Here is a 21,591-nt window from a genome sequence, read left to right as displayed (position 1 = left end):
ATGGAGCAACCATGGAAATGCTAATAGCCGGAAACTGGCGCGGCGCTGCCGACGGCAGGACCGAGGAAGTCCGCTCGCCCTTCGACGGTAGGACGATCGACACAGTCCCCGTAGCGACGGTCCAGGACGCCCAAACCGCTCTTGACCGGGCCGAGATCGGCGCCCACCTGCAAAGGACCACGCCGGCCCACGTGCGCGTCGATATCCTCCTGCGGGCAGCCGCCTTGGCGGATGAACGTGCCGAGGACATCGCGCAGACCATCAGCGCCGAAACCGGGAAGCCCATCACCGAGGCACGGGGTGAGGCCAGCCGCTCCGGGAACATCATCCGCTTGGCCGCCTACGAAGGGAGCCAGCTGTACGGCTCCACCCTTCCGTTGGACGCGAACGCCGGGACGGGTTTGGACAAGATCGGGTTCACGCTCCGGCAACCGTGCGGCATCGTCGTGGCCATCACACCGTTCAACTACCCCGCCCTGCTCGTGCTGCACAAGATCGCACCCGCGCTGGCGGCCGGTAACGCCGTCGTACTTAAACCGGCCCGCGCAACGCCGCTGACGGCGCTGAAGCTGGCCCAGTGCTTCGTCGACGCCGGCCTGCCGCCTGAGGCGCTGTCTGTGATCACCGGACCCGGCAGCTCCCTGGGCGACGTGCTGGTGACGGACCCGCGCGTCCGCAAGGTGTCCTTCACAGGGTCCACCAGCATCGGAACGCACATCAGCTCGATCGCAGGCGTGAAGAAGCTGTCCCTCGAGTTGGGCGCTTCGTGCCCGGTGATCATCCTGCCGGACGCCGACCTCGAACTCGCCGCCACCGCCGTGGCGGCCGGCGGCTACGTCAACGCCGGTCAGGTGTGCATTTCCGTGCAGCGTGTCATCGTTGACCACCGCGTCGAGAAGGACTTCCTGGATGCGCTGGTCCCGAAGGTCGAAGCGATTGCTGTGGGCAACCCCAAGGAAGATGCCACACGGCTTGGTTCGCTGATTTCCGTGGAGGAAGCATCACGCGTCCACGCATCGATCCTTGAGGCACGCCATTCCGGCGCGAGGGTCCTCACCGGTGGTGAGCGCGACGGCGCCGTGGTGACTCCCGCCGTCGTCGCCGGCGTCGATCCGCGATCGCCGCTGAGCCGGAACGAACTGTTCGGACCCGCCGTCGCCGTCTCCTCCGCGCAGGACATGGAATCCGCCATCGCCATGGCCAACGACAACGAGTACGGCCTCGGTGCAGGCATTTTCACGAACGACATCGCCGGAGCGGTGCAGGCCATGCGGCAGATCGACGCCGGCAACATCCACATCAATTGGTCGCCGCTGTGGCGGGCCGACCTCATGCCCTACGGCGGCTTGAAAGGCAGCGGGATCGGCAAGGAAGGCGTCCGTTCTGCTGTCCAGGAAATGACCGAAGAGAAGACGGTCGTCCTGCACGGACGCCCCTGGTAACCACGACAACTGGAATAAGGCAATGACCACACCATCGCAGACCATCAGGCTCACCACCGCCCAAGCGGTCATCAAGTATCTCTCGGCACAGTATTCGCTGGCCGACGGTGTCCGCCGCCGCCTGGTTCCGGCAGCACTCGGAATCTTCGGCCACGGCAACGTGGCCGGACTGGGACAGGCATTGGACGAGTTGGCCGACGATATGCCGTTCATCCAAGGCCGGCACGAGCAGTACCTGGCCCACATCTCCACCGCGTATGCCAAGGCGAGCCGCCGCCACGCAGTCCTCGCCGTCACGGCATCCATTGGCCCGGGTGCCCTCAACCTCGTGACCGCCGCCGGCCTGGCAACGGTAAACAGGATCCCCCTGCTGCTCCTGCCGGGCGATACCTACGCCACCCGGCATCAGGGCCCGGTGCTGCAGCAACTGGAGCACCCCACCGAGGCTGATGCCACGGTCAACGACGCGTTCCGGCCCGTATCCCGCTTCTTCGACAGGATCAACCGCCCGGAGCAGCTCCTGACCGCCCTTCCGCAGGCAATGCGCGTACTCACCAGCCCCACTGATACCGGCGCTGTGGTCATTTCGCTTCCCCAGGACGTGCAGTCCCACGCCTACGACTTCCCGGCCGAGTTCTTCGAGCCGCGCGATTGGAAGATCCGGCGTCCGCTGCCGGACCTGGAAGAGGTCGACGACGTTGCCCGGCTCATCCGCTCGGCTGACCGTCCGGTGATTATCGCCGGCGGCGGCATCCACTACTCCGACGCCCACGCGGCCCTTGAGGCCCTGGCAGGACAGACCGGAATTCCCGTCGTCGAGACCTTCGGCGGCAAGGGCGCCGTGACCAAAGCTGAATGGTGGCAAGTGGGCGGCGTCGGACTCGAGGGCAACTTCGCGTCCAACACCCTGGTCAAGCAAGCCGACCTGGTCCTCAGCGTCGGCACGCGCCTCACCGACTTCGCTACCGGCTCCCAGTCGATCTTCGAAAACCCGGACGTCCGGTTCGCGTCCTTGAACATCGTGGACGCCGATACCCGCAAGCAAGGCGCCACCGGGATCCTGGCGGACGCCCGCTTGGGGCTGGAAGCACTTGCCCACGCTCTGGAGGGCCACAACACCAGCGAGGCGTGGCAGGAAACCGTCCACTCCGAGAAGGCAAAGTGGGAGCCCATCCGGACCCAATGGCTCGACGCCGACACTCCCTACCGCGCGGAGGACCACCCGGACGCGCCGGTCACCGGCGCGGTCCTGACCCAGCCGCAACTGATCCGACTGATGCAGGAGCACGCCCGCTCGGGCGACACCATCATCGCCGCGGCCGGGGGACCTCCCGGTGACCTGCAAAAGGTCTGGGATGCTACGGGCAACCGGAATTGCCATTTGGAATTCGGATTCTCCTGCATGGGTTACGAAATCGCAGCCGGCATGGGCGTCCGCTTGGCCGAGGGCAATAACGACAACCGCGTGGTCACCTTCATCGGCGACGGCACGTTCCTCATGGCACCCACGGAAATCCTCACCGCGGCCCAGGAAGGCCTCAACGTCACGGTGGTCGTTTCCGAGAACCACGGCTACCAGGTCATCCACCGCCTGCAGATGAACCGCAGCGGCAAGGAATTCGGAAACGAGTTCCGGTACCGCACCACAGGAGGCAGCGTCGCCGCAGAGGACGCTCCCAAGGCGCGGCTGGACGGCGACTACCTCAAGGTGGACCTGAGGCAGATCGCCGAGGGGCTGGGCGCCCTCGCCATCCGCGCCACCACCGCGGCAGAGGTCCGGGAAGCACTGGCCTCCACGCGCGATACCCAAGGACCCGTCGTGATCGTGGTGCCCACTGTTCCCCACGTGGACCTGCCTGGCGGCGACGTCTGGTGGGACGTAGCTCCCGCGGAAGTGTCCGGACAGGAATGGGTCCGTTCATTGCGCTCGGACTACGAGAAGGCAAAGAGCCGCCAGCGGTGGTTCGGATGAGCGACTCGGGTGGCCGCAACTACGACGGCGGACCGCTCGACGGCGGCCGGCTGCGGCGCCGCTTGGCGGCCGGAGAGGTGACCCTGGGAACCTTTGTTGGCATGGCATCCGCAACCGCGGTGGAAGTGTGCGCCGCTGCCGGCGCGGACTGGGTGCTCGTCGATCTTGAGCACGGTTCCGGCGGTGAGGATGCGGTCCGCGACGGTGTCCTTGCGGCCGCAAGCTACGGCGTCCCCACCCTTGTTCGAGTGGAGAGCGGAGAACGGATACGCATCGGCCGGGTCCTGGACCAAGGCGCGGCAGGCATCATGGTGCCCCGCCTGAATTCGGTGGAGGAAGCCGGCCAAACCGTGAAGCACATGCTGTATCCGCCGTACGGCGACCGCGGCGTGGCAACGTACAACCGCGCGTGCCGCTGGGGCATGGACCGGGCTCCGCTGACCGCAGACCAGCAATCAGCCGTGGGAATCGTCCAGATCGAAACCCTGGACGCACTGGAGAACGTGGAGGAGATCGCGGCGCAGGACGGCGTGGATGTCCTTTTCGTCGGACCGATGGACATGTCCTTCGCTTTGGGTGTCCCGATGCAACTGGACAGCAATGTCTTCCAAGAGGCACTCCAGCGGGTAGTCGCGGCCGCGCAACTGCACAACAAAGCTGCCGGCATCCTCGCGGTGGACGGCATGGCGGCGGCCAAGTACGTCCGCCAAGGCTTCCGGTTCGTGGCCATCGGCTCGGACTCCACCATCATGGCGGCGGCGTTCCGGGACGCCTTCGACACAGCCCGCAACTGACAAGAATTTTCAACGAGAAAGGCATGAACGTGAGCCCAGAATCCCGCACAGTCGGTGTAGGCCTTATCAGCGTCGGATGGATGGGAAAGCTCCACTCGCGCGCCTACCAGACGGTCCCCTACGCCTACCCCGAGCTTGGCTTGACCACCAAGCTCGTCATCGCGGCGGACACAGCGCCGGACCGGGTGGACTACGCCCGCGATGTCCTCGGCTTCGCGGAAGGAACCACCGACTACCACGATGTCCTGAACCACCCGGACGTCGATGTCGTTTCCATCTGCGCCCCCAACTTCCTGCATGCCGAAATCGGCATCGCGGCTGCCAAAGCCGGCAAGCACTTCTGGATCGAAAAGCCTGTTGGACGCGGCTACGAAGAAACCGTAGCCGTGCAGGAAGCCGCCGTGGAGGCCGGCGTCGTGACCTCCATCGGCTACAACTACCGCCACGCCCCGGCCGTGGAGCACGCCAGGAAGCTCATCGCGGACGGGCGCCTTGGGCGCATCACGAACGTCCGCGCAGTGTTCTTCTCCGGATACGCTTCCGAGCCCAACGGCGCTTTGTCCTGGCGCTTTGACCGGAAACTCGCCGGCACCGGCGTGCTGGCGGACTTGTTCAGCCACGCAACCGACCTGTGCCAATATGTAGTTGGGCCCATCGCCGAGGTAACCGCGCTCACAAGCACGGTCTACACGCAGCGCCCCAAGCTGGCGATGGGGTCAGGGACGCACTTCGCGGTGATCGAAAACGGTGAAATGGGAGAGGTCGAGAATGAGGATTACGCTGCAGCGCTGGTCCGCTTCGGCCCGTCCGCCCGCGGGGCAGGCGCCGTCGGCACCATCGAATCCTCGCGCGTTGCCGTGGGACCCGAATGCGGTTACCAGATCGAAGTCTACGGGACCGAAGGCTCGCTCAAATGGGACTTCGAGCGCATGAACGAACTCAAGGTCTGCCTGGGCCGCAACAACGACGAGCAAGGCTACACCACGGTCAACGCCAGTCCCCGTCACGGCGATTACGCTCACTTCCAGCCCGGGCCCGGCAACAGCATGGGTTTTGACGACCTCAAGGTCATCGAAGCCAAGAAGTTCCTCGTCGCCGTCACTGGAGGAGCACAGGAAAACTCCAACATCCACGACGCCGCATCGGCCGCTGCCATTGTCAGCGCCGCCGAAGCGTCCTCGCTGTCAGGTCAATGGCAGAAGATCGAGGAAATCCACGGCACCACGGCAGCGCGGGCATAACCATGGCACCTCCATCCGCCCGGCGGCCGACGATCATGGACGTGGCAGAACGCGCCGGCGTTTCCAAGTCCTTGGTCTCCCTCGTGCTGCGCGACTCACCGCGCGTCAGCGACGAACGCCGCCAGCGGGTGCTCAAGGCTGTTGAAGAGATGGGCTTCGAGTTGAACCTCGCAGCCCGGTCCCTGGCAACACGGGACAGCGGAACCATCGGTGTGCTGGTCAGCGACATGCACAACCCGTGGGCCTTTGACGTCGCAGACGCCGCACGGACCGTACTTGAAGAGGCCGGGCACACCGTCCTCTTCAGTGCGGTCACCGCGGCGGGCAGGGGAGTGGACCAGTCCATCCTCCAGGCCTTCCGGGACTTGCGGGTCGCGGGCCTGCTCGTCGTCGGAACCGTGCCTGACAAAGCACCGTTCAGCCGTGCCGTTTCCGGCGGGGCTGTGGTCTTTGCAGGTGGCGGACCGGACTACATCGATACCGCCGATATCGTGCGGAGCGACGATGCCCTCGGCATGTCCATGGTTGTTGAGCACCTGATCGCCCAGGGACACGAGAACATCGTGCACCTTGGCGGCCTGGGTGGCTCGGTTGGCCGCGAACGCGTGGACGGGTATTCGGCGGCAATGGAAGAGCACGGTCTGGCCCGTTATATCCGCGTGGTCGACGCCGACTTCTTCCAGGAGTCCGGCTATGTTGCCGCCCAAAGGGCGCTTGGTTCCCGCTCCACGCACCAGCGCCCCACGGCGCTGGCCTGCATCAACGACCTCGCCGCTTTTGGTGCCATGACCGCTGCCGATGAACGCGGCGTCGAAATAGCCGTCACCGGTTATGACAACATCGCGCTCGGTGCAATGCCGCGCCTGGGACTGACCACCGTTGACCCGGACAGCTCCACCATTGGCGTCACAGGGGCCAAGACCCTCCTGGAACGCATCCATGGTGAAGGCAGCGGCTTCGTCCACCATTCCGTCACGCCCCACTTGGTCGTGCGGAAGTCCAGCCTCCTGGGCCTTTAAAACCGAGGCCTCTAACACCTCGTAACTACGCCGTTTTCGGCGCAGCCCCATACCTCCACATCTTCAAGGATGACGATGGCTTCCATAACCACACCCCAAATCTTCGTCGCTCTCGGCAGCGTTGAACCCGACCTGGTGGAACCGCTCCTCTCTGAACACCAGCGACTCATTCAGGACCCCACCGACGAGGACCTGGCCAACGCCGATGCAGCAATTGTCAGGGCCGCCTACCGCGTGGACCGGGAACTGTTGGACCGCATGCCGGCGCTCAAAGTCATCGCCCGGACCGGCGTCGGAACCGAGCTCGTGGACGTCGCCGAGGCCAATCGACGGGGAATTCCGGTGGTCATCACGCCCGGGAGCAACACCGCCTCGGTGGCCGAAGGCGTGTTCGCCCACTTGCTCGCCCTGGTCAAGAAGCTCTCTCCGCTGACCGCGCTGGTCCGTGAGGGACGCTGGGAGCAGCGGGCCGCCGTCGGCGTCGGAGACCTCGAGGGATTCACGCTCGGCATCATCGGATACGGCCGCATTGGCCGCCGGGTGGCGCGGATCGCCGAAGCCTTCGAGCTCAAGGTCCTCGCCTATGATCCGTTCGCGGAGGTTCCCCCGGAAATCCGGTGCGACACCGTAGAGGAGCTCCTTGAGGGCAGTGACTTCACTACCCTCCACGTGCCCCTGACACCCGAAAACCAGAACCTCATCAACGCGGACCGCCTCAAAGCCATGAGGCCCGGAGCGGTCCTCATCAACTGCAGCCGTGGAGGCCTCATCGACCTCGACGCCGCCCACGAGGCGCTGCAGTCGGGACACCTGTCCGGTCTAGGCCTGGATGTGTACGATCCCGAGCCACCCGCGCACCACCCGCTGTTCGACCACGAAAACGTGGTCCTGACTCCGCACTTGATGGGCTTCACACGTCAAGGCATGGCGCACACCGTCAGGGACGCCGCCCAGGGTGCGGTTGACGTCCTCGCAGGGCGCACGCCCGCGGCGGTGGCCGGGCCATGACCGGTCCCTCAGTTGAGCATGTCCCCTTCAACTCTCCAGAACCAAGCCAAGGCCCCGGTCTTCTCCGGGCAGCCCACTAGAAAGGACCACTGCACATGTCCACTGATCGACCCCTCAAAGTCGCGCTGTTCGGATCGGGCCGTATCGGGCAAGTCCACGCCCGGAACATCGCTGCCCACCCGGACCTGGAATTGGCCTGGATCGCCGACCCCTTCATCGAAGGGGCCCGCACGTTGGCGGCCGGGACCGGAGCCATCGCCGTCGAGACTGCCGACGAGGTCTTCGCGAACGGTGACCTTGACGCCGTCGTGATCGGCTCGCCCACCAGCACGCACGTCGAGCTGATCTCGCGTGCCATGGCGCAAGGCGTGGCGGCCCTCTGCGAGAAGCCAATCGACCTCGACATCGACCGTGCGCTCGCATGCCGCGACGTGATCAAGGGAAACAACACTCCCCTTATGCTCGGGTTCAACAGGCGCTTCGATCCCAACTTCGCGGCCATCCAGCGCCGTGTTGTGGCGGGCGAGATCGGCCGCCTCGAACAGCTGACCATCATCAGCCGCGACCCCGCGCCGGCCCCGGCCGCCTACATTGCCACCTCGGGAGGGATCTTCCGGGACATGAGCATCCACGACCTGGACATGGCCAGGTTCTTCGTGCCGGACATCGTCGAGGTGTCGGCCGCGGGCGCCAACGTGTTCTGCGACTACATCGAGGAAGCCGGTGACTTCGACTCCGTGGTCATCACCCTGAGGGGTCGCGACGGCGAACTTGTCACCATCACCAACTCCCGCCACAGCGCCTACGGCTACGACCAGCGACTGGAGGCGTTCGGCAGCGAAGGGATGCTCAACGCGAACAACGTGGCCCCGACGACGGTGCGCAAGTATGGTGCGGCCGGCGCCGAAGAGGCGGACGCCTACCTGCCGTTCTTCCTTGAGCGTTACGCCGAGGCCTACCGGAACGAGTTGGACAGTTTCGCCAGGGCCATCCGCTCGGGCACTGCCTGCAGTCCAGGATTCGACGACGGCCTGCAGGCGCTAGCCCTGGCCAACGCGGCCGAGGAGTCCGCCCGTTCGGGCCGCGCAGTCAGGATCGAGAACTCAGTCAAGGTCGAGAACGCAGTCAAGATCGGGCAGCCGTAGCCATGCCACTTCTCCAAGACAAAGTGATCCTCATCAGCGGAGGTACCCAAGGTTTGGGGGCCGGCGTCGCACGACGCGCAGCTGCCGAAGGTGCGGCCGGCATCGCGGTCACCGGGCGGAACGCGGACTCAGGTGAACGGCTCGCCGCGGAGCTCACAGCTTCCGGCATCGAGACCCGGTTCATCAAGACCGACCTCGCCAACGTCGAACAGGCCCGGAACTCGGTGCTTGAGACGATCAACGTCTTCGGGCAACTCGACTGCGCGGTCAATGCGGCCGGCCTGACCACCCGCGGCACCATGCTGGACACCACGCCCGAGCTTTTTGACGCGCACATCGCGGTGAACCTGAAATCGCCATTCTTCATCATGGCCGAAACCATCAAGCATCTTTGTAGCAGGGGTGTGCCAGGAAGCATCGTGAACGTCATCTCCATCGCTGAACTTGGCGGGCAGCCGTATTTGGCGCCGTATGTGGCCGCCAAGGCCGGCCTGGCCGGGGCGACCCGCAATGCGGCGCATGCGCACCGTTGGGACAAGATCCGCATCAACGGGCTGGACATCGGCTGGACCGCCACGGACGGCGAAGCCGAAACCCAGAAGAAATTCCACGGCGCAGGGGAGGACTGGCTCGAAAAGGCCAACGCATCCGTCCCCATGGGAAAGCTCGGGCAAGTGGACGAGATCGCCGAATTCATTGTCTTTCTCCTCTCCGACAGGAGCGGTGTTGTCACAGGCTCGGTCATCGACTGGGACCAAAACGTATACGGAGGATCAGATTGAGCACCATCACCAAGCGCCTTGCCGCAGCACCCATCTCCTGGGGCGTCTGTGAAGTCCCCGGATGGGGCCACCAGCTCGAGGCCGACAGGGTCTTGTCCGAAATGACCGCCCTGGGCATCAGCGCCACCGAGTTCGGCCCCGCCGGCTTCCTCCCCGAGCAGGCCACCCAACGCGCGGAGGTGCTGAAGCGGCACAACCTCCAGGCCATCGGCGGATTCTTCCCAGTCATCCTGCACGATCCGTCCAAGAACCCCTTGGATGTCGTGTCGGCTGAGCTGGACGCGTACGAAGCAGCCGGGGCCAGCGTCATGGTCCTCGCCGCGGAGACCGGCGTCGCAGGCTACGACCAGCGCCACGAGCTCGACGCCGAAGGCTGGGAGCTGTTCGGCAGGAACCTCGACGCCGTGGTCAAAGCCGCCGCTGACAAAGGCATCCAGGCGGTGGTCCACCCGCACGTGGGAACCATGATCGAAAGCACCTCGGATGTTGACCGGGTTTTGAACGACACCGCGGCAAACCTGTGCCTCGACACGGGCCACCTGCTCATCGGCGGCACCGATCCGGCCTTGCTCGTCCGCGGCTACGCTGCCCGCATCGGCCACACCCACCTGAAGGACGTGCGAACCGCCTTCGCGCAGCGGGTCCAGGCCGGGGAGATTTCGTACACCGACGGCGTCAAGGCAGGGATGTACGTACCGCTGGGTCAAGGCGACGTCGGCATTGCCGGAATCGTCCGGGACCTGCTGGATGCCGGCTACGAAGGCTGGTTCACCATGGAGCAAGACACCATCCTCGAAACCGAACCCACCGACGACGGCCCGGTCCGGGATGTCCGGCAGTCCGTGGCCTTCCTGCGTCAACTCGAAACGGAAATCGAGCGATGAGCGCGGTCCGCTGGGGAGTGCTGACCACGGCACGGATCGCCCAGGGCAGGTTCCTGCCCGCCATGAGCCGCGCCCGGAACGCCGTGGCGTCGGCCATCAGCAGCCCGAACGGAAAGGCCGCCGAAGTCGCAGAGCGCTTCGGTATCCCCGCCGCCTATTCTTCCCACGAGGAATTGCTCGCCGATCCAAGCATCGAAGCCGTCTACCTGCCCTTCCCCAACTCGCTGCACGCCGACTGGATTGTTGCGGCCGCCGAGGCTGGAAAGGACATCCTTTGCGAGAAGCCGCTCGTCGCCAACACCCACGACTACCGCCGGGTGCTGGAAGCCTGCGAACGCAACGGGGTGAACCTGATGGAAGCGTTCATGTACCGCTTCCACCCCCAGCACCAGAAGGTCCGTGAGTTCATCGACTCGGGCAAGATCGGCGAGTTGGTGTCCATGCACGCCCGCTTCCATTTCGTCATGGACCGAAGCGAAGGCGAGGTCCGCCTCCAGCCGGGAATGGACGGAGGTGCGCTCAACGACGTCGGATGCTACGCCGTCGACATCATGAACATGGTCATGGGCCGCGCGCCGCAAACCGTCTACGGCAAAGGCACAAGCCGCACGGACCCGGTGGAAACGACCATGGCCGCGATCCTGGACTATGGGGACGTCCTGGGAACACTGGACTGCGGCTTCGAAGGCCCGCGCACCAACACGTTCCAGATCATCGGCACGAAAGGCCACATCACCCTGGACAAGGCCTTCGACCCAGATCCGGGCGAAATTGCCCGCGTTACCGTGTCCTTCCGCGATGGCCGGAGCGAGTCTGTCGACATCGGGGAAGACCCGTTCAAGACCGAAATCGAGCGGTTCAGTGCGTGGGTGCGTAACTCCGGACCCGAACTCGTCCAGAGGGAATTGACCGAACAGAACCTGGCCGTCCGCCTGGCGCTCCAGGAATCACTCGCCACCGGCTTGCCGCGGGATGTCAACGACGTACATGCCGTGGAGCACCACCTACTACAGGAGCAGTAATGACCATCATCAACCACTTCATCAGCGGAGCCGAGACTGCGGGCAGCGGAACGGGTACCAAGCCCGTCTACAACCCGGCCACAGGTGCCGTGACGGCCGAGCTTCGCCTGGCCAACCTGGCTGATTTGGACGCCACCGTCGCCGCCGCAAAGAAGGCTGCTGCAAGCTGGGGCGACATTTCGCTGGCCAAGCGCACTGCCGTGCTGTTCAAGTTCCGCGAGCTCGTCGCTTCCCACGTGGACGAACTCGCGGCCCTGATCACCGCCGAACACGGCAAGGTCCTCAACGACGCCAAGGGCGAGATCGGCCGTGGCTTGGAGGTTATCGAGTTCGCTTGCGGCATCCCGCAGTTGCTCAAGGGTGAGTACTCGGACCAGGTCTCCACCGGGATTGATGTTTTCTCCTTCCGCGAGCCAGTCGGCGTCGTCGCGGGCATTACGCCCTTCAACTTCCCGGTCATGGTGCCGCTCTGGATGGCGCCGATGGCGATCGCGACAGGCAACGCGTTCATCCTCAAGCCTTCGCACCGCGTTCCTTCGGCCGCGATGCTGCTGGCCAAGCTGTTCCAGGACGCCGGGCTGCCGGACGGCGTCTTCCAGGTCCTCCACGGAGACCGCGATGTCATCTCCGGGCTCCTGACGCACCCGGACGTGGACGCCATCTCCTTCGTGGGTTCCACCCCCGTTGCCAAGCACATCCTTGAAGTGGCGACGGCGCACGGCAAGCGGGTCCAGGCTTTGGGCGGGGCGAAGAACCACGCAATCATCATGCCCGACGCCGACCTCGACAACGCCGCCGACCACCTGGCCGCAGCCGCGTTCGGTTCCGCCGGTCAGCGGTGCATGGCAATCTCTGTTGCGGTGGCCGTCGGCGATGCCGCCGATCTGCTGGTCAAGAAGGTCGAAGAGCGTGCCCTCGACGTCAAGGTCAAGAACGGCACCGACGCAGACGCGGACATGGGTCCCGTGATCAGCCCCGAATCCCGTGAGTTCATCGTCAAGACGGTGACAGAAGCAGAGCAGGCCGGCGCCGCGATGGTCGTGGACGGCAGGGACTTGGTGGTTCCCGGGCATGAGGAAGGCTTCTGGGTTGGCCCCACCGTGATCGACCACGTCAAGACCGAAATGAGCGCTTACCAGGAGGAGATCTTCGGGCCTGTCCTGGTGGTTGTGCGCGTGGAGGACCTAGATGAAGGCATCAGGCTCATCAACGCCAATCCCTATGGCAACGGCACCGCGATCTTCACCTCCTCGGGAGCGTCCGCCAGGAAGTTCCAACGTTCAGTGGACGTTGGAATGATCGGCATCAATGTGCCTCTGCCCGTTCCGGTGGCGTACTACTCCTTCGGCGGCTGGAAGGCATCGCTCTTCGGGGACAAGCACATCTACGGACCCGAAGGCGTGTCCTTCTACACCCGCGGCAAGGTCATCACCTCCCGCTGGCCCGAATCGACCCACGCCTCAGGAGCTTCGTACAACTTCCCGTCCAACTAGTCGCCACTCAACTGACTCGCAGTAGATGTCGTTTTGAGCCTTCATAGCGGCATTAACTGCGAGCTAGTCGGGTCGACGGGTGTTTCGAAACGATGGCAGGATCGAAGCATGACTGTGTCGTTCACATGCCACACGCGTATCGGGATGGAACCGGGGGAGCTCTTCGACCTCGCCCGCAATGTCGACGCGCACGTCGGCTCCATGGCCAAGTCCCGGGAACGTGCGGTTGCCGGCGTCGTGTCCGGACTGCTCTCGGAAGGCGACGAGGTCACCTGGCAGGCCTGGCATTTCGCTGTACCTCTGCGAATGAGCAGCCGCATCACGCGGTTTCGATTCCCTGAATCGTTTACGGACGAGCAAGTGCGTGGCCCCTTTCGCTTCTTCCGGCACATGCACGAGTTCATTCCCGACGACGGCGGCACGCTCATGATCGATCGCGTCGAGTTCGCGGCGCCTTTCGGCGTTATGGGCCGGATTGCGGAGAAGGCTTTCCTCGGGCGATACCTGCGGAACCTCATCGAACAGCGCAACGAATACCTTGCCCGCAACGGTGCCGCCGCATGATCAGGACGGCCCGCGCGGACGAACTGGAACGGCTCCGGGGGATCGAGTTCGCCGCGGGGGAGATCTTCCGCTCCTGTGGAATGGACGCCATCGCAGATGACGAGCCATTGACCGTCACGGAAATGGCTCTCTACCAGGCGCGCGGTGGCGCCTTGGTCTTTGCCGACACGTCAGATGTTCCCGTGGCCTATCTTCTGATTGAGCACCTCGACGGCAATGCGCACGTGGAGCAATTGAGCGTCCATCCGTCGCATGCGCGGCAAGGTCTGGGGAGCGAGCTGCTCGATGTTGCCGAAAAGTGGGCTCAGGCCCAGGGCTTGGAGTGGCTGACCCTGACCACTTTCCGGGATGTTCCGTGGAATGCGCCCTACTATCGCAGGCTGGGTTTCGAGGAGCTGGGCCCGGAGCTGTTGGACGATGGACTCCGGGGCATCCTCGAATGCGAGGGCTTGGTGGGCCTGAGCCGTTGGCCCAGGATCGCCATGCGGCGGCGCGTCAGGCCGATCCGCGGACAGGAAGATTCTGTCAGTCTGTATTGACAGGCCTGTGCCGTCAGTCCAAACTGACAGCATGAATGGTGATGAGCTGACTTCCCACATCCCGGCGACGGACCCGGCAATCGGGCTCCGCGCCGTTGGTGCCCTGCATCGCTTGGCTGAGAAGGTGGAGGCCACCAACGTGGCCCTCGCGCGGGAGCACGGTTGGTCCTGGGAGCAAATAGGTGATGCCTTGGGCGTCTCCAAGCAGTCGGTCCACGCCAAATACGGAAAGTGAGTCTGCCATGTTTGAACGATTTGCCGGCGAAGCCAGGACCGCTGTCCATGCCGGCGCCGAGGAAGCCAAACGCCGTGGAGACCGGAGAATCGGCACGGACCATTTGCTGCTGGGATTGCTTCACGACCCCGGGAGCTGCCGGACGTTGGAAACGGACCTCGAATCCGCCCGCGCCCAGCTCGATGCCCTCGACCAGCAGGCGCTGGAAGCCGTTGGCGTGACGCTGGGGGACTTCGGCCCGCTGAATGCGCCGAAGGGAAGCAGCCGGACTACCTTCACCTCGGCCGCCCGCTCAGTCATTCAGGACTCACTGATGCTGACCACGCGGGAGAAGGCCCCCAGGATCAGCACGCGGCACCTCTTGCTCGCACTGCTGGAGCGGCGCGAACCGGATCCGGCCGCCGTCCTGCTCCATAACCTGGGCGTGGATACCGCGGCACTCAAGGACAGGCTGCAGAACCCAGGTCCGGGAACTGAGTGAGGCGGCCCGAACCTGATTGTTTTGCGCGGCAATATTCCGCTCGAGTGAACCACAGCTGAGTGAATCCTGTAAGCTCCCACAGGATCACGCAGCCGCCTTTTGAGGGGAACCGCCCGTGCAGGACACCATTACCGTACGTCCATCGTGGGGTCGTCGCCTTGCCGGAATCGAAGGCCTCCGAGGCATTGCGGCCCTATCGGTGATGGTTTACCACCTTGCTTTGACGACCTCATTCCAAGTGCAGACCGGGCCGTTGGAAATTCTCTTTTCGCTTTGCAACCAGGGCCTCACCCTGTTCTTCGTCCTCTCCGGCTTCCTGTTGTACAGACCCTTCGTTTCCGCGATCGTGCAGGGCAGGCAGCTGCCGTCCATCCGCCGCTATGCATACAACAGGCTGCTGCGGATTTATCCCGCGTACATCGTGATCTTCGTTGTCACCGGACTCTTCGTCGGTTCCGTGTACCTTCATGGCAGCACTCACGGGTTCGGCCCGGAAAACATCGGCAGGCTCACGGATCCCCTCAAGATCGCAGCCAACGTACTTCTTGTTCACATGTTCATTCCGGAGTACGTCATGAGCGGCCTGCCGGTGTCGTGGTCATTGACGGCTGAGATCACCTTCTATTTTGTCCTGCCCTTGGTGGCCTTTCTTGCCCTGTGGAGGATTCGAAAAGGATCGAGGAAGACTGCCGCCTTGGTGTGCGCGCCGCTTGCCATGGTCATCGTCGGCCTGGGCATTACGCTTTGGGCCAGTGACGCGGCAAGCCGAATGAGCCCGATCGATGCGGCGAACTTCGGCTTCGGGCAGACTGGCAGTGCAGTCTTCCTTCGGAGCTTCCTTGCGCAGGCGGATCTCTTTGGATACGGAATGCTCGCCGCCGTGGCAGTGGTCGTGATCCACGAACGCGGCGTGGAGCGGGTGCAGACCCGGGTCAAGGCAGCACTAGTCCTGGTCGCGGCGCTGATCGAGCTCCTGGCCCTTGAATTCGCCCGACCCGTAATTTCCACGGTCTCCGGGGTGGCTGCGGCGTTGGTATTGCTCGCAGTCGTATTACCGTCATCCCGGGGAGACGACCTGAATCGGACGGCCCGTGTTCTCGAATGGTTGCCATTCCGCTTCACGGGCGTCATGAGTTACAGCATCTATCTCTGGCATCTGCCCGTCATTTTTTGGCTAATGGGGCATCACCGGACGTTCGGCCAAAACACTCTCGCCTTGCCGCTGAACGGGCTCCTCGTCCTGGCCATCACACTGTCCTTGTCCACTTTGACTTACTACTTTGTAGAGCGCCCGGCGATGAAGCTGAAGAGGCCGGCGTTGAAGGTACAACAACCCGAACCTCAACAGGAACTAAGCGTTAAGCGCTGAGGATGTAGAATCGGCCTCCTGTCTGCAATTTTCTTTTGGGGGTCCCCGCTTGGCTGTCCTGACCGTGCGCCGTCGCGCCTTTTTCGCTCCTACTGTCCGCTCGCGGAACCCTGTGGTGTACGCGTCGATCGTCCTGGTCTCGACACTGATTTCGCTGGCGCGGCTCCCGGGCCCGGCTATCGGAACCCTGTGGGCCGAAGATGGCGGGATCTTCATCAATGACGTGCTCAAGGACGCAGGCCTCCGGGGCATCTTCGCCCCCTACCAAGGCTACCTCCACGTCGTGCCCCGCGGGGTGGCGTGGCTGGTCGTAAGACTGCTTCCTGTGGACGCGTGGGCGATCGCGGTGACCGTGGCGGCGTGCCTGATCGTGGGCGGCGTGGCCGCGCTCGTGTTCCACTGCTCGTCCGCGCTGTCCAGTAATACCTGGGTCCGGCTTGGGTTCGCAGCGGTGCCCGTCTTGGTCGCTGCCAGCCCGGAGGAGGCCCTCGGAAACCTCGCAAACCTGCATTGGTACTTCCTGTACTTGGCGCCGTGGCTCCTTTTGAAACGGCCCCGGACATGGGCCGAGGGCGTCCTTCTGACGGTTGCGGCGCTGCTCGTGGGCCTTACCGAAATACAGGCCGCAGTGTTCGTCCCCCTGTTTCTCTACAGGCTGCGGGACGCACGCCTTTGGGGTCCGAGGCTAGCCCTCCTCGTTGGCGTTGGGGCGCAGGTTTTCACGACGCTGGCGTTCCCACGCGAAAACCCGGCCGCACCGCCGGTGAATTGGCTATCGGTCGTATACGGGTGGTTCGTCGACGGCCCGTCCGCCGTAATGTTCGGTACCGCCGGACAGATATCTCGCGTGGTAGTCCGTTTCGGTTGGGTGCCCGTGGTGCTGGCGGGGGTCCTCTTCCTTGCAGCGACCGCGCTCATCCTTGTTCGGGGTGGAACGCGCGAGAGGGTTGCCGCAGGCGCGTTCCTGGGCGGCTCGGTCGTCATAGCGTGCGCAGCCGTGGCCCTGAACTTCCGGCCGTTCCTCGACTACGCCGCTTTCGACGACGCCGGCTGGAACGCCTTGCACCTCGGGCGGTACGCTGTTGCGCCGTCCATGTTCCTGCTCGCACTCTTGCCGCTTCTGGGGGAGGTTCTGGGGCGCTCTGCACGGCCGGCGGTGCTCGGCGTTTTGGCCGTGCTGATGCTCGTCTACTTCTTCCCCGTGGCCGTGGGGCGCGAGTTCGGACCAATCTGGGCGGACCATCTCGAGCAGGCCCGAGCGGCATGCCGGACGCCCGGGGCCGAACCGGAGCAGATCGTTCCGATCGCCCCGACGGATTGGTCGATCAAAGGCGTCAAGCTCCCCTGTCGCATCCTCGACTGACCCGGATGGGGGGTCCGTGCGCTAGGTAGTGATGAGTTCGGCTTCGCTGCGCTCAACATTCCGGGGAAAACGCGGGATGCGCGGAAAGAGGATCCTGTGTGAGATGACTGCACCCGCAACAAGTACCAGGAGGTATGCGGTTGTCAGCCCTTCCCAAGTGAAGGGCGGCTGCCACAGCGGATCGAACATTTCCGTCCAGTTCGTATGGGTTTGGAGGCCTATCGTGTACCGCCGGAGGACAAACACAAAGAGGTAAACGTGTACGCCAACGGCTCCGGCAAAGAGCCACGGAGACAGGGAACGCGCCCATGGTCCCCGTGGTGTCGGGCGCATGCGCATGGCCACTCCGCAGGTGAGCAGAAGCAAGACAAACAGGGCCAGCAGGTATCTGCCCTGCCAGATGTAGCCAATTTGCTGTATTACCTGGGCCTGAAGGATGGGCGGCAGGATCAATACAGCGACAAGCAGGATCCAGACTGCGGGCCGGGCCCGCAGAGGCCGTGCGGTGAGGCCGCCGATGATGACGGCCGCAAAGGCAAAGTGCCAGAAGGCGTAGACCGCGGCGGGTGCGCCGGTGTCCAGCCAGCCCATGATTCCGATATAGCCGGACGCATAGTCGAATGAGCGGTCCAGCATCGTGACGAAGGCCTGGTCCGGTGTCACATCACTGGGGGTACCCGTCAGGCTGCTCAGGCTATTGGCCGCGACCAGCCAGGCGAGACTGGCAGCGCAACCAAGGCCGATGAGCGCGGTCATGGCCAGGCCCAATCGGTTCTTCACGACGGCGACCATCGGCTTTATTCCGAAAATCAACACGGCTGAAACTACCGCCACCGCCAGCCAGAGCAACGAAAGAGCGCGGGTATTGGCCAAAACGGCTCCGGAAATCCCGACAATAACGATGCTCGTCCGAACGTTCTTGAGATTCCGGTAATTCTCGAGAACGACGCATAGGTTGAGAAACAAGGCAGAAGTCGTAACCACTTCAAGCGCGTTGGGATTGATCGAGCCGTTGAGAAAAAGCACCATCGGCGTGATGGAAACCAGGCAGCTCGCCATTGGCCAGAAGCGACGGCGCAATGACGCCGCAGCGCCGATGGTGGCCGCAAGGAACACTGAGCAGATCAGGGCACTGATCAGGCGCATCAGGTAGATCGCGGGCTCGCCCGCCATGAACCGTGAGGGAAGGCCGACCATCGCGTAGTACATCGGGTTGTAATTGCCGGCGCTCGTTTGGGCTTGCACGAGGTCCCGCGCTGCGGGGTCGAGTGGAGGTGCGCACGCAGGCGTCATGGCGATTTTGAAAGCGAAGCAACCTTGGGCGCTGATGGTGGAAATGTATCTCGGAACCGTGACAATAGTCTGCTCGCCCTGCTTGCCTGTTGAGCTTCCCGTGAGCTCACCACGGGCGACTGCCGCGGCTTTGATGGTGTGGGCCGGCTCGTCGGGCACTGACATCAGGGGTGAGGCGAACACCCAAATCATGGAAAGCACGGCAATGATGGGGAACGCAATGAACGTGAACCGCAGTGTGGGCAGTGCGCCCGGCCTGCGTGCTGCGCGTGGCAGGGCTGGAGAAGTGGTAACCATCGTCCTGATACGTTATCGCACCCGATCGCCAACAACCCGGCTGGACGAGACCGCCTGAAGCCGGTCGAAACAGGCCATCGGCACGGTCTGGCGGTTCGATGCGCGGCGTTTCGCTGGAACCGGAGCCGTTATGATTGATCGAGCCTTGCGGTCGCTGAGGCGAGGCTGTCTCCGCCGGAAGCCGCAGTTTATATGACATTGACGATTTTGGGGTGCTAACAGTGGCGCTAGACCCGCGTGCTCAAGTGACGCGCTTGGTGGGCTTTGTCCACCGTAGCCACCTCTTGAAATTCTTGATCGTGGGAGGGCTCTCCTTCGCCATTGATCTTGGCCTGCTGGTTCTGTTGCACGAAGGCTTTGGGGTTGACTTGTGGTTTGCCACGCCAGCTGCTTTCCTCGCGAGCCTCGTCTTCAACTATTTCGTCCAGCGCTCATATACTTTCCAGTCCAATAACCGGCAGCACGTCAGCATGTTCCGGTACGGCCTCCTAGTCGTTTTCAACGTCTTCGCAACGGACATCATCGTCAATCTTTTCGATAGCCTCGCCCTCACCTATGCGGGTGGAAAAGTAGTGGCCACGGTTTCGACAATGACCTGGAATTTCTTCCTCTACAAATACTGGATTTTCCGCACCGATGCCCGTAACTCCGGGAAAGATCAACAAGACGATTCCGAATTCAGCCCCACTGCCGCAGACGGCTGATCAGCCGGCTACCAGCTCTACCTCGTAGCCGTCGGTATTCACCAGATAGGCGGCGTAGTGGCCCGGCCCGCCGGCGTGGGGATATTTGCTCTCGAACATCTCGTACCAGCCCGAGTCCGCGCCGAGCTCCCGGAGCCGGTCCACGTTCTCCCTGGTGCCGGCATGGACCTGACTTGGCTCACGGGTCGCGGCATCGCGGTCGACCGGGGCTCTGACCTGCGGTGATGTGTTCGGATTGGTGCTTTTTCACGCACTAACAGGATTTGTTCTAGTGTCGCCGGTGTGGTGTTCATCAGGCGGGTTCGGACAGCTTCCGGGGCGACGGCAGTGCAGATCGCCGAGTATGTGCGCGGTCGTCAGCGGATCGTGGAGCACGCGGTCGTCAGCGGATCGTGGAGCACGTGGGCTCGGCGCATACGGAAGCCGAGCTCGGCGTGCTGCTCCAGCGGGCCCGCGAGTTGCTGGAGAACCCTGCCCAGGGCGTCCTCGAGCTCGGCGTCGAGCCCGAGCCTCCGGTGAAGCACCTGGTCGTGCCTGCCGGGCCGGAATTGTTCGACATTGCGGGCACGGTGGCACCTCTGGGGCGTGACGGTCCCGGACGCGTGGTGGGCACGGACTCGCGGATCCTTTTCGGCGCGTTGGCCGGGGTATTCACGGCGTTGGGATTCGACGGGCTCGGCGACGAGGTGTTCCGCGACCTGGTGATCGCCCGGGTCGTCGAACCCGCATCGCTGCTGGATACCGGCAGAATCCTGCGGGACCTGGGCCAGGCACCGGCCAGCTACGCCACGATGAAACGCACTCTCGGCCGGGCTGCTGCGGGCAAGTACCGGGACCGGATCGCGACCTGGTGCTTCGAGCACGCCAGCACCAGCGGGGACGTCTCCCTGGTGCTTTACGACGTCACCACGCTCTATTTCGAGGCCGAGAAGGAAGACGAGCTGCGCAAGGTCGGGTATTCCAAGGAACGCCGCGTCGACCCGCAGATCGTCGTCGGTCTGCTCGTGGATCGCGGCGGATTCCCTCTGGAGATCGGCTGCTTCGAAGGCAACAAGGCCGAGACCGCGACCATCGTCCCGGTCATCAAGCAGTTCCAGGCCCGCCACGGCCTGGCCGACATGGTTGTCGTGGCCGATGCGGGAATGCTCTCGGCGTCCAACCTGCGCGAGCTGGATGACGCGAACCTGCGCTTCATCGTTGGCTCCCGGATGACGAAGGCCCCGAACGACCTGGCCTCGCACTTCCGCTGGCATGGCGACGCGTTCACCGACGGGCAGCTGATCGACACGATCACTCCCAGGACAGGGCACCGGAACGAGAACAACCCGGACCTGCGCGCCGAACCCGTCTGGGATCCCGCCACGCACCACGGATCATGGCGGGCCGTGTGGGCCTATTCCCGCAAGAGAGCGGTCCGCGACGCCGCCACCCTCACGGCCCAGGAGAACCGGGCCCGCGAGGTCATCGAGGGACAGAAGGCGGCCCGGACCCCGCGCTTCGTCAAGACCACCGGCGGGAAACGCAGCCTCGATGAGGCGTCACTGACACGCGCAAGGCAGCTGGCAGGCCTCAAGGGCTACGTGACGAACATCCCCGCGACGGTCATGGCCGCAGGAGAGGTGATCGGCTCGTACCACGAGCTCTGGCACGTGGAGCAGTCCTTCCGGATGAGCAAGACAGACCTGCGCGCCAGACCCATGTTCCACCGCACCCGCGACGCGATCGAAGCACACCTGACCATCGTCTTCACCGCGCTGGCCGTCTCCAGGACCGTCCAGAACAGGACCGGGCTCGCGGTGGCTAACGTCATCAAACAACTCCGGCCCCTGCGCTCAGCGACCCTCGCGATCAACGGCACCACCCAGACCTTCGCCCCCGAGATCCCCGCCGAACAGCAAACCATCCTCGAGGCCATCAACCACCAAAAATTCACGCACTAAGCAA

20 protein-coding genes and 1 pseudogene are annotated in these 21,591 nt (G+C 64.0%); 19 read left to right on the top strand and 2 right to left on the bottom strand.

Annotated features, from left to right (window positions below; all coding sequences use genetic code 11):
- The first annotated feature begins 11 nt into the window (after window positions 1-11).
- The 17 genes from VLA65_RS11735 (at window position 12) to VLA65_RS11655 (ending at window position 17,353) form a co-directional block, all read left to right on the top strand.
- Window positions 12-1,442 (top strand): aldehyde dehydrogenase family protein, encoded by a 1,431-nt coding sequence (locus VLA65_RS11735; RefSeq protein ID WP_332602592.1) that lies wholly within the window; start codon window positions 12-14, stop codon window positions 1,440-1,442.
- Window positions 1,443-1,464: 22 nt separating this feature from the next.
- Window positions 1,465-3,414 (top strand): 3D-(3,5/4)-trihydroxycyclohexane-1,2-dione acylhydrolase (decyclizing), encoded by a 1,950-nt coding sequence (iolD, locus tag VLA65_RS11730; protein WP_332602591.1) that lies wholly within the window; start codon window positions 1,465-1,467, stop codon window positions 3,412-3,414.
- Window positions 3,411-4,208, top strand: a complete 798-nt coding sequence (locus VLA65_RS11725) for an HpcH/HpaI aldolase family protein (RefSeq protein WP_332602590.1) — start codon at window positions 3,411-3,413, stop codon at window positions 4,206-4,208. The genes iolD and VLA65_RS11725 overlap by 4 nt, the downstream gene beginning before the upstream one ends.
- A 23-nt stretch (window positions 4,209-4,231) precedes the next feature.
- Complete coding sequence (locus VLA65_RS11720) at window positions 4,232-5,449, top strand: Gfo/Idh/MocA family protein (protein WP_306964423.1); 1,218 nt, start codon at window positions 4,232-4,234, stop codon at window positions 5,447-5,449.
- A 2-nt stretch (window positions 5,450-5,451) separates the two neighbouring features.
- Entirely contained in the window at window positions 5,452-6,468 is a 1,017-nt protein-coding gene (locus VLA65_RS11715) for a LacI family DNA-binding transcriptional regulator (protein ID WP_306964426.1), read from the top strand.
- 75 nt (window positions 6,469-6,543) lie between these two features.
- A complete protein-coding gene (locus tag VLA65_RS11710; protein WP_306964428.1) occupies window positions 6,544-7,476 on the top strand; it encodes a hydroxyacid dehydrogenase in 933 nt (310 codons plus the stop codon).
- Window positions 7,477-7,571: 95 nt separating this feature from the next.
- The gene (iolG, locus tag VLA65_RS11705; RefSeq protein ID WP_306964430.1) at window positions 7,572-8,621 is read left to right on the top strand and encodes an inositol 2-dehydrogenase; all 1,050 of its coding nucleotides are present in this window, start codon (window positions 7,572-7,574) and stop codon (window positions 8,619-8,621) included.
- 2 nt (window positions 8,622-8,623) lie between these two features.
- Window positions 8,624-9,403, top strand: coding sequence for an SDR family oxidoreductase (locus VLA65_RS11700; RefSeq protein WP_332602589.1), 780 nt, complete (start codon window positions 8,624-8,626; stop codon window positions 9,401-9,403).
- On the top strand, window positions 9,400-10,287 hold the full coding sequence (locus tag VLA65_RS11695) for a sugar phosphate isomerase/epimerase family protein (RefSeq protein ID WP_332602588.1): 888 nt from the start codon (window positions 9,400-9,402) through the stop codon (window positions 10,285-10,287). The genes VLA65_RS11700 and VLA65_RS11695 overlap by 4 nt, the downstream gene beginning before the upstream one ends.
- Window positions 10,284-11,309, top strand: a complete 1,026-nt coding sequence (locus VLA65_RS11690; protein WP_306964437.1) for a Gfo/Idh/MocA family protein — start codon at window positions 10,284-10,286, stop codon at window positions 11,307-11,309. The genes VLA65_RS11695 and VLA65_RS11690 overlap by 4 nt, the downstream gene beginning before the upstream one ends.
- Window positions 11,309-12,802, top strand: coding sequence for a CoA-acylating methylmalonate-semialdehyde dehydrogenase (locus VLA65_RS11685; protein WP_306964439.1), 1,494 nt, complete (start codon window positions 11,309-11,311; stop codon window positions 12,800-12,802). Before VLA65_RS11690 ends, VLA65_RS11685 begins: the two co-directional genes overlap by 1 nt.
- 108 nt (window positions 12,803-12,910) lie before the next feature.
- Window positions 12,911-13,366, top strand: a complete 456-nt coding sequence (locus tag VLA65_RS11680) for an SRPBCC family protein (RefSeq protein WP_332602587.1) — start codon at window positions 12,911-12,913, stop codon at window positions 13,364-13,366.
- The gene (locus tag VLA65_RS11675) at window positions 13,363-13,905 is read left to right on the top strand and encodes a GNAT family N-acetyltransferase (RefSeq protein WP_059388390.1); all 543 of its coding nucleotides are present in this window, start codon (window positions 13,363-13,365) and stop codon (window positions 13,903-13,905) included. The genes VLA65_RS11680 and VLA65_RS11675 overlap by 4 nt, the downstream gene beginning before the upstream one ends.
- 31 nt (window positions 13,906-13,936) lie before the next feature.
- Complete coding sequence (locus VLA65_RS11670; RefSeq protein WP_284990792.1) at window positions 13,937-14,140, top strand: hypothetical protein; 204 nt, start codon at window positions 13,937-13,939, stop codon at window positions 14,138-14,140.
- 7 nt (window positions 14,141-14,147) lie between these two features.
- Window positions 14,148-14,621, top strand: coding sequence for a Clp protease N-terminal domain-containing protein (locus VLA65_RS11665; protein ID WP_332602586.1), 474 nt, complete (start codon window positions 14,148-14,150; stop codon window positions 14,619-14,621).
- 115 nt (window positions 14,622-14,736) lie between these two features.
- On the top strand, window positions 14,737-15,990 hold the full coding sequence (locus VLA65_RS11660) for an acyltransferase family protein (RefSeq protein ID WP_306964448.1): 1,254 nt from the start codon (window positions 14,737-14,739) through the stop codon (window positions 15,988-15,990).
- A 49-nt stretch (window positions 15,991-16,039) separates the two neighbouring features.
- Window positions 16,040-17,353, top strand: coding sequence for a hypothetical protein (locus VLA65_RS11655; protein ID WP_284990788.1), 1,314 nt, complete (start codon window positions 16,040-16,042; stop codon window positions 17,351-17,353).
- 21 nt (window positions 17,354-17,374) lie between these two features.
- Here VLA65_RS11655 and VLA65_RS11650 read toward each other — a convergent pair whose 3' ends face one another.
- On the bottom strand, window positions 17,375-18,943 hold the full coding sequence (locus VLA65_RS11650) for a DUF2142 domain-containing protein (protein WP_332602585.1): 1,569 nt from the start codon (window positions 18,941-18,943) through the stop codon (window positions 17,375-17,377).
- A 284-nt stretch (window positions 18,944-19,227) separates the two neighbouring features.
- Here VLA65_RS11650 and VLA65_RS11645 point away from each other — a divergent pair, with 284 nt between their 5' ends.
- Window positions 19,228-19,647: a GtrA family protein gene (locus VLA65_RS11645; RefSeq protein WP_284990786.1), complete on the top strand. Its 420-nt coding sequence runs from the start codon at window positions 19,228-19,230 to the stop codon at window positions 19,645-19,647.
- On the opposite strand, the gene VLA65_RS11640 is transcribed toward VLA65_RS11645, so the two are convergent.
- Window positions 19,648-19,791, bottom strand: coding sequence for a hypothetical protein (locus tag VLA65_RS11640; protein ID WP_332602584.1), 144 nt, complete (start codon window positions 19,789-19,791; stop codon window positions 19,648-19,650). It lies immediately after the preceding gene.
- A gap of 138 nt (window positions 19,792-19,929) precedes the next feature.
- Between VLA65_RS11640 and VLA65_RS11635 the strand changes: the two are divergent.
- A pseudogene (locus VLA65_RS11635) lies at window positions 19,930-21,587 on the top strand (IS1634 family transposase).
- The last annotated feature ends 4 nt before the right edge of the window (window positions 21,588-21,591 follow it).

It is taken from the genome of Arthrobacter sp. S2(2024) (genome assembly GCF_036662515.1).
Classification (GTDB): Bacteria; Actinomycetota; Actinomycetes; order Actinomycetales; family Micrococcaceae; genus Arthrobacter.
This window is presented reverse-complemented; position numbering and strand designations above follow the sequence as displayed.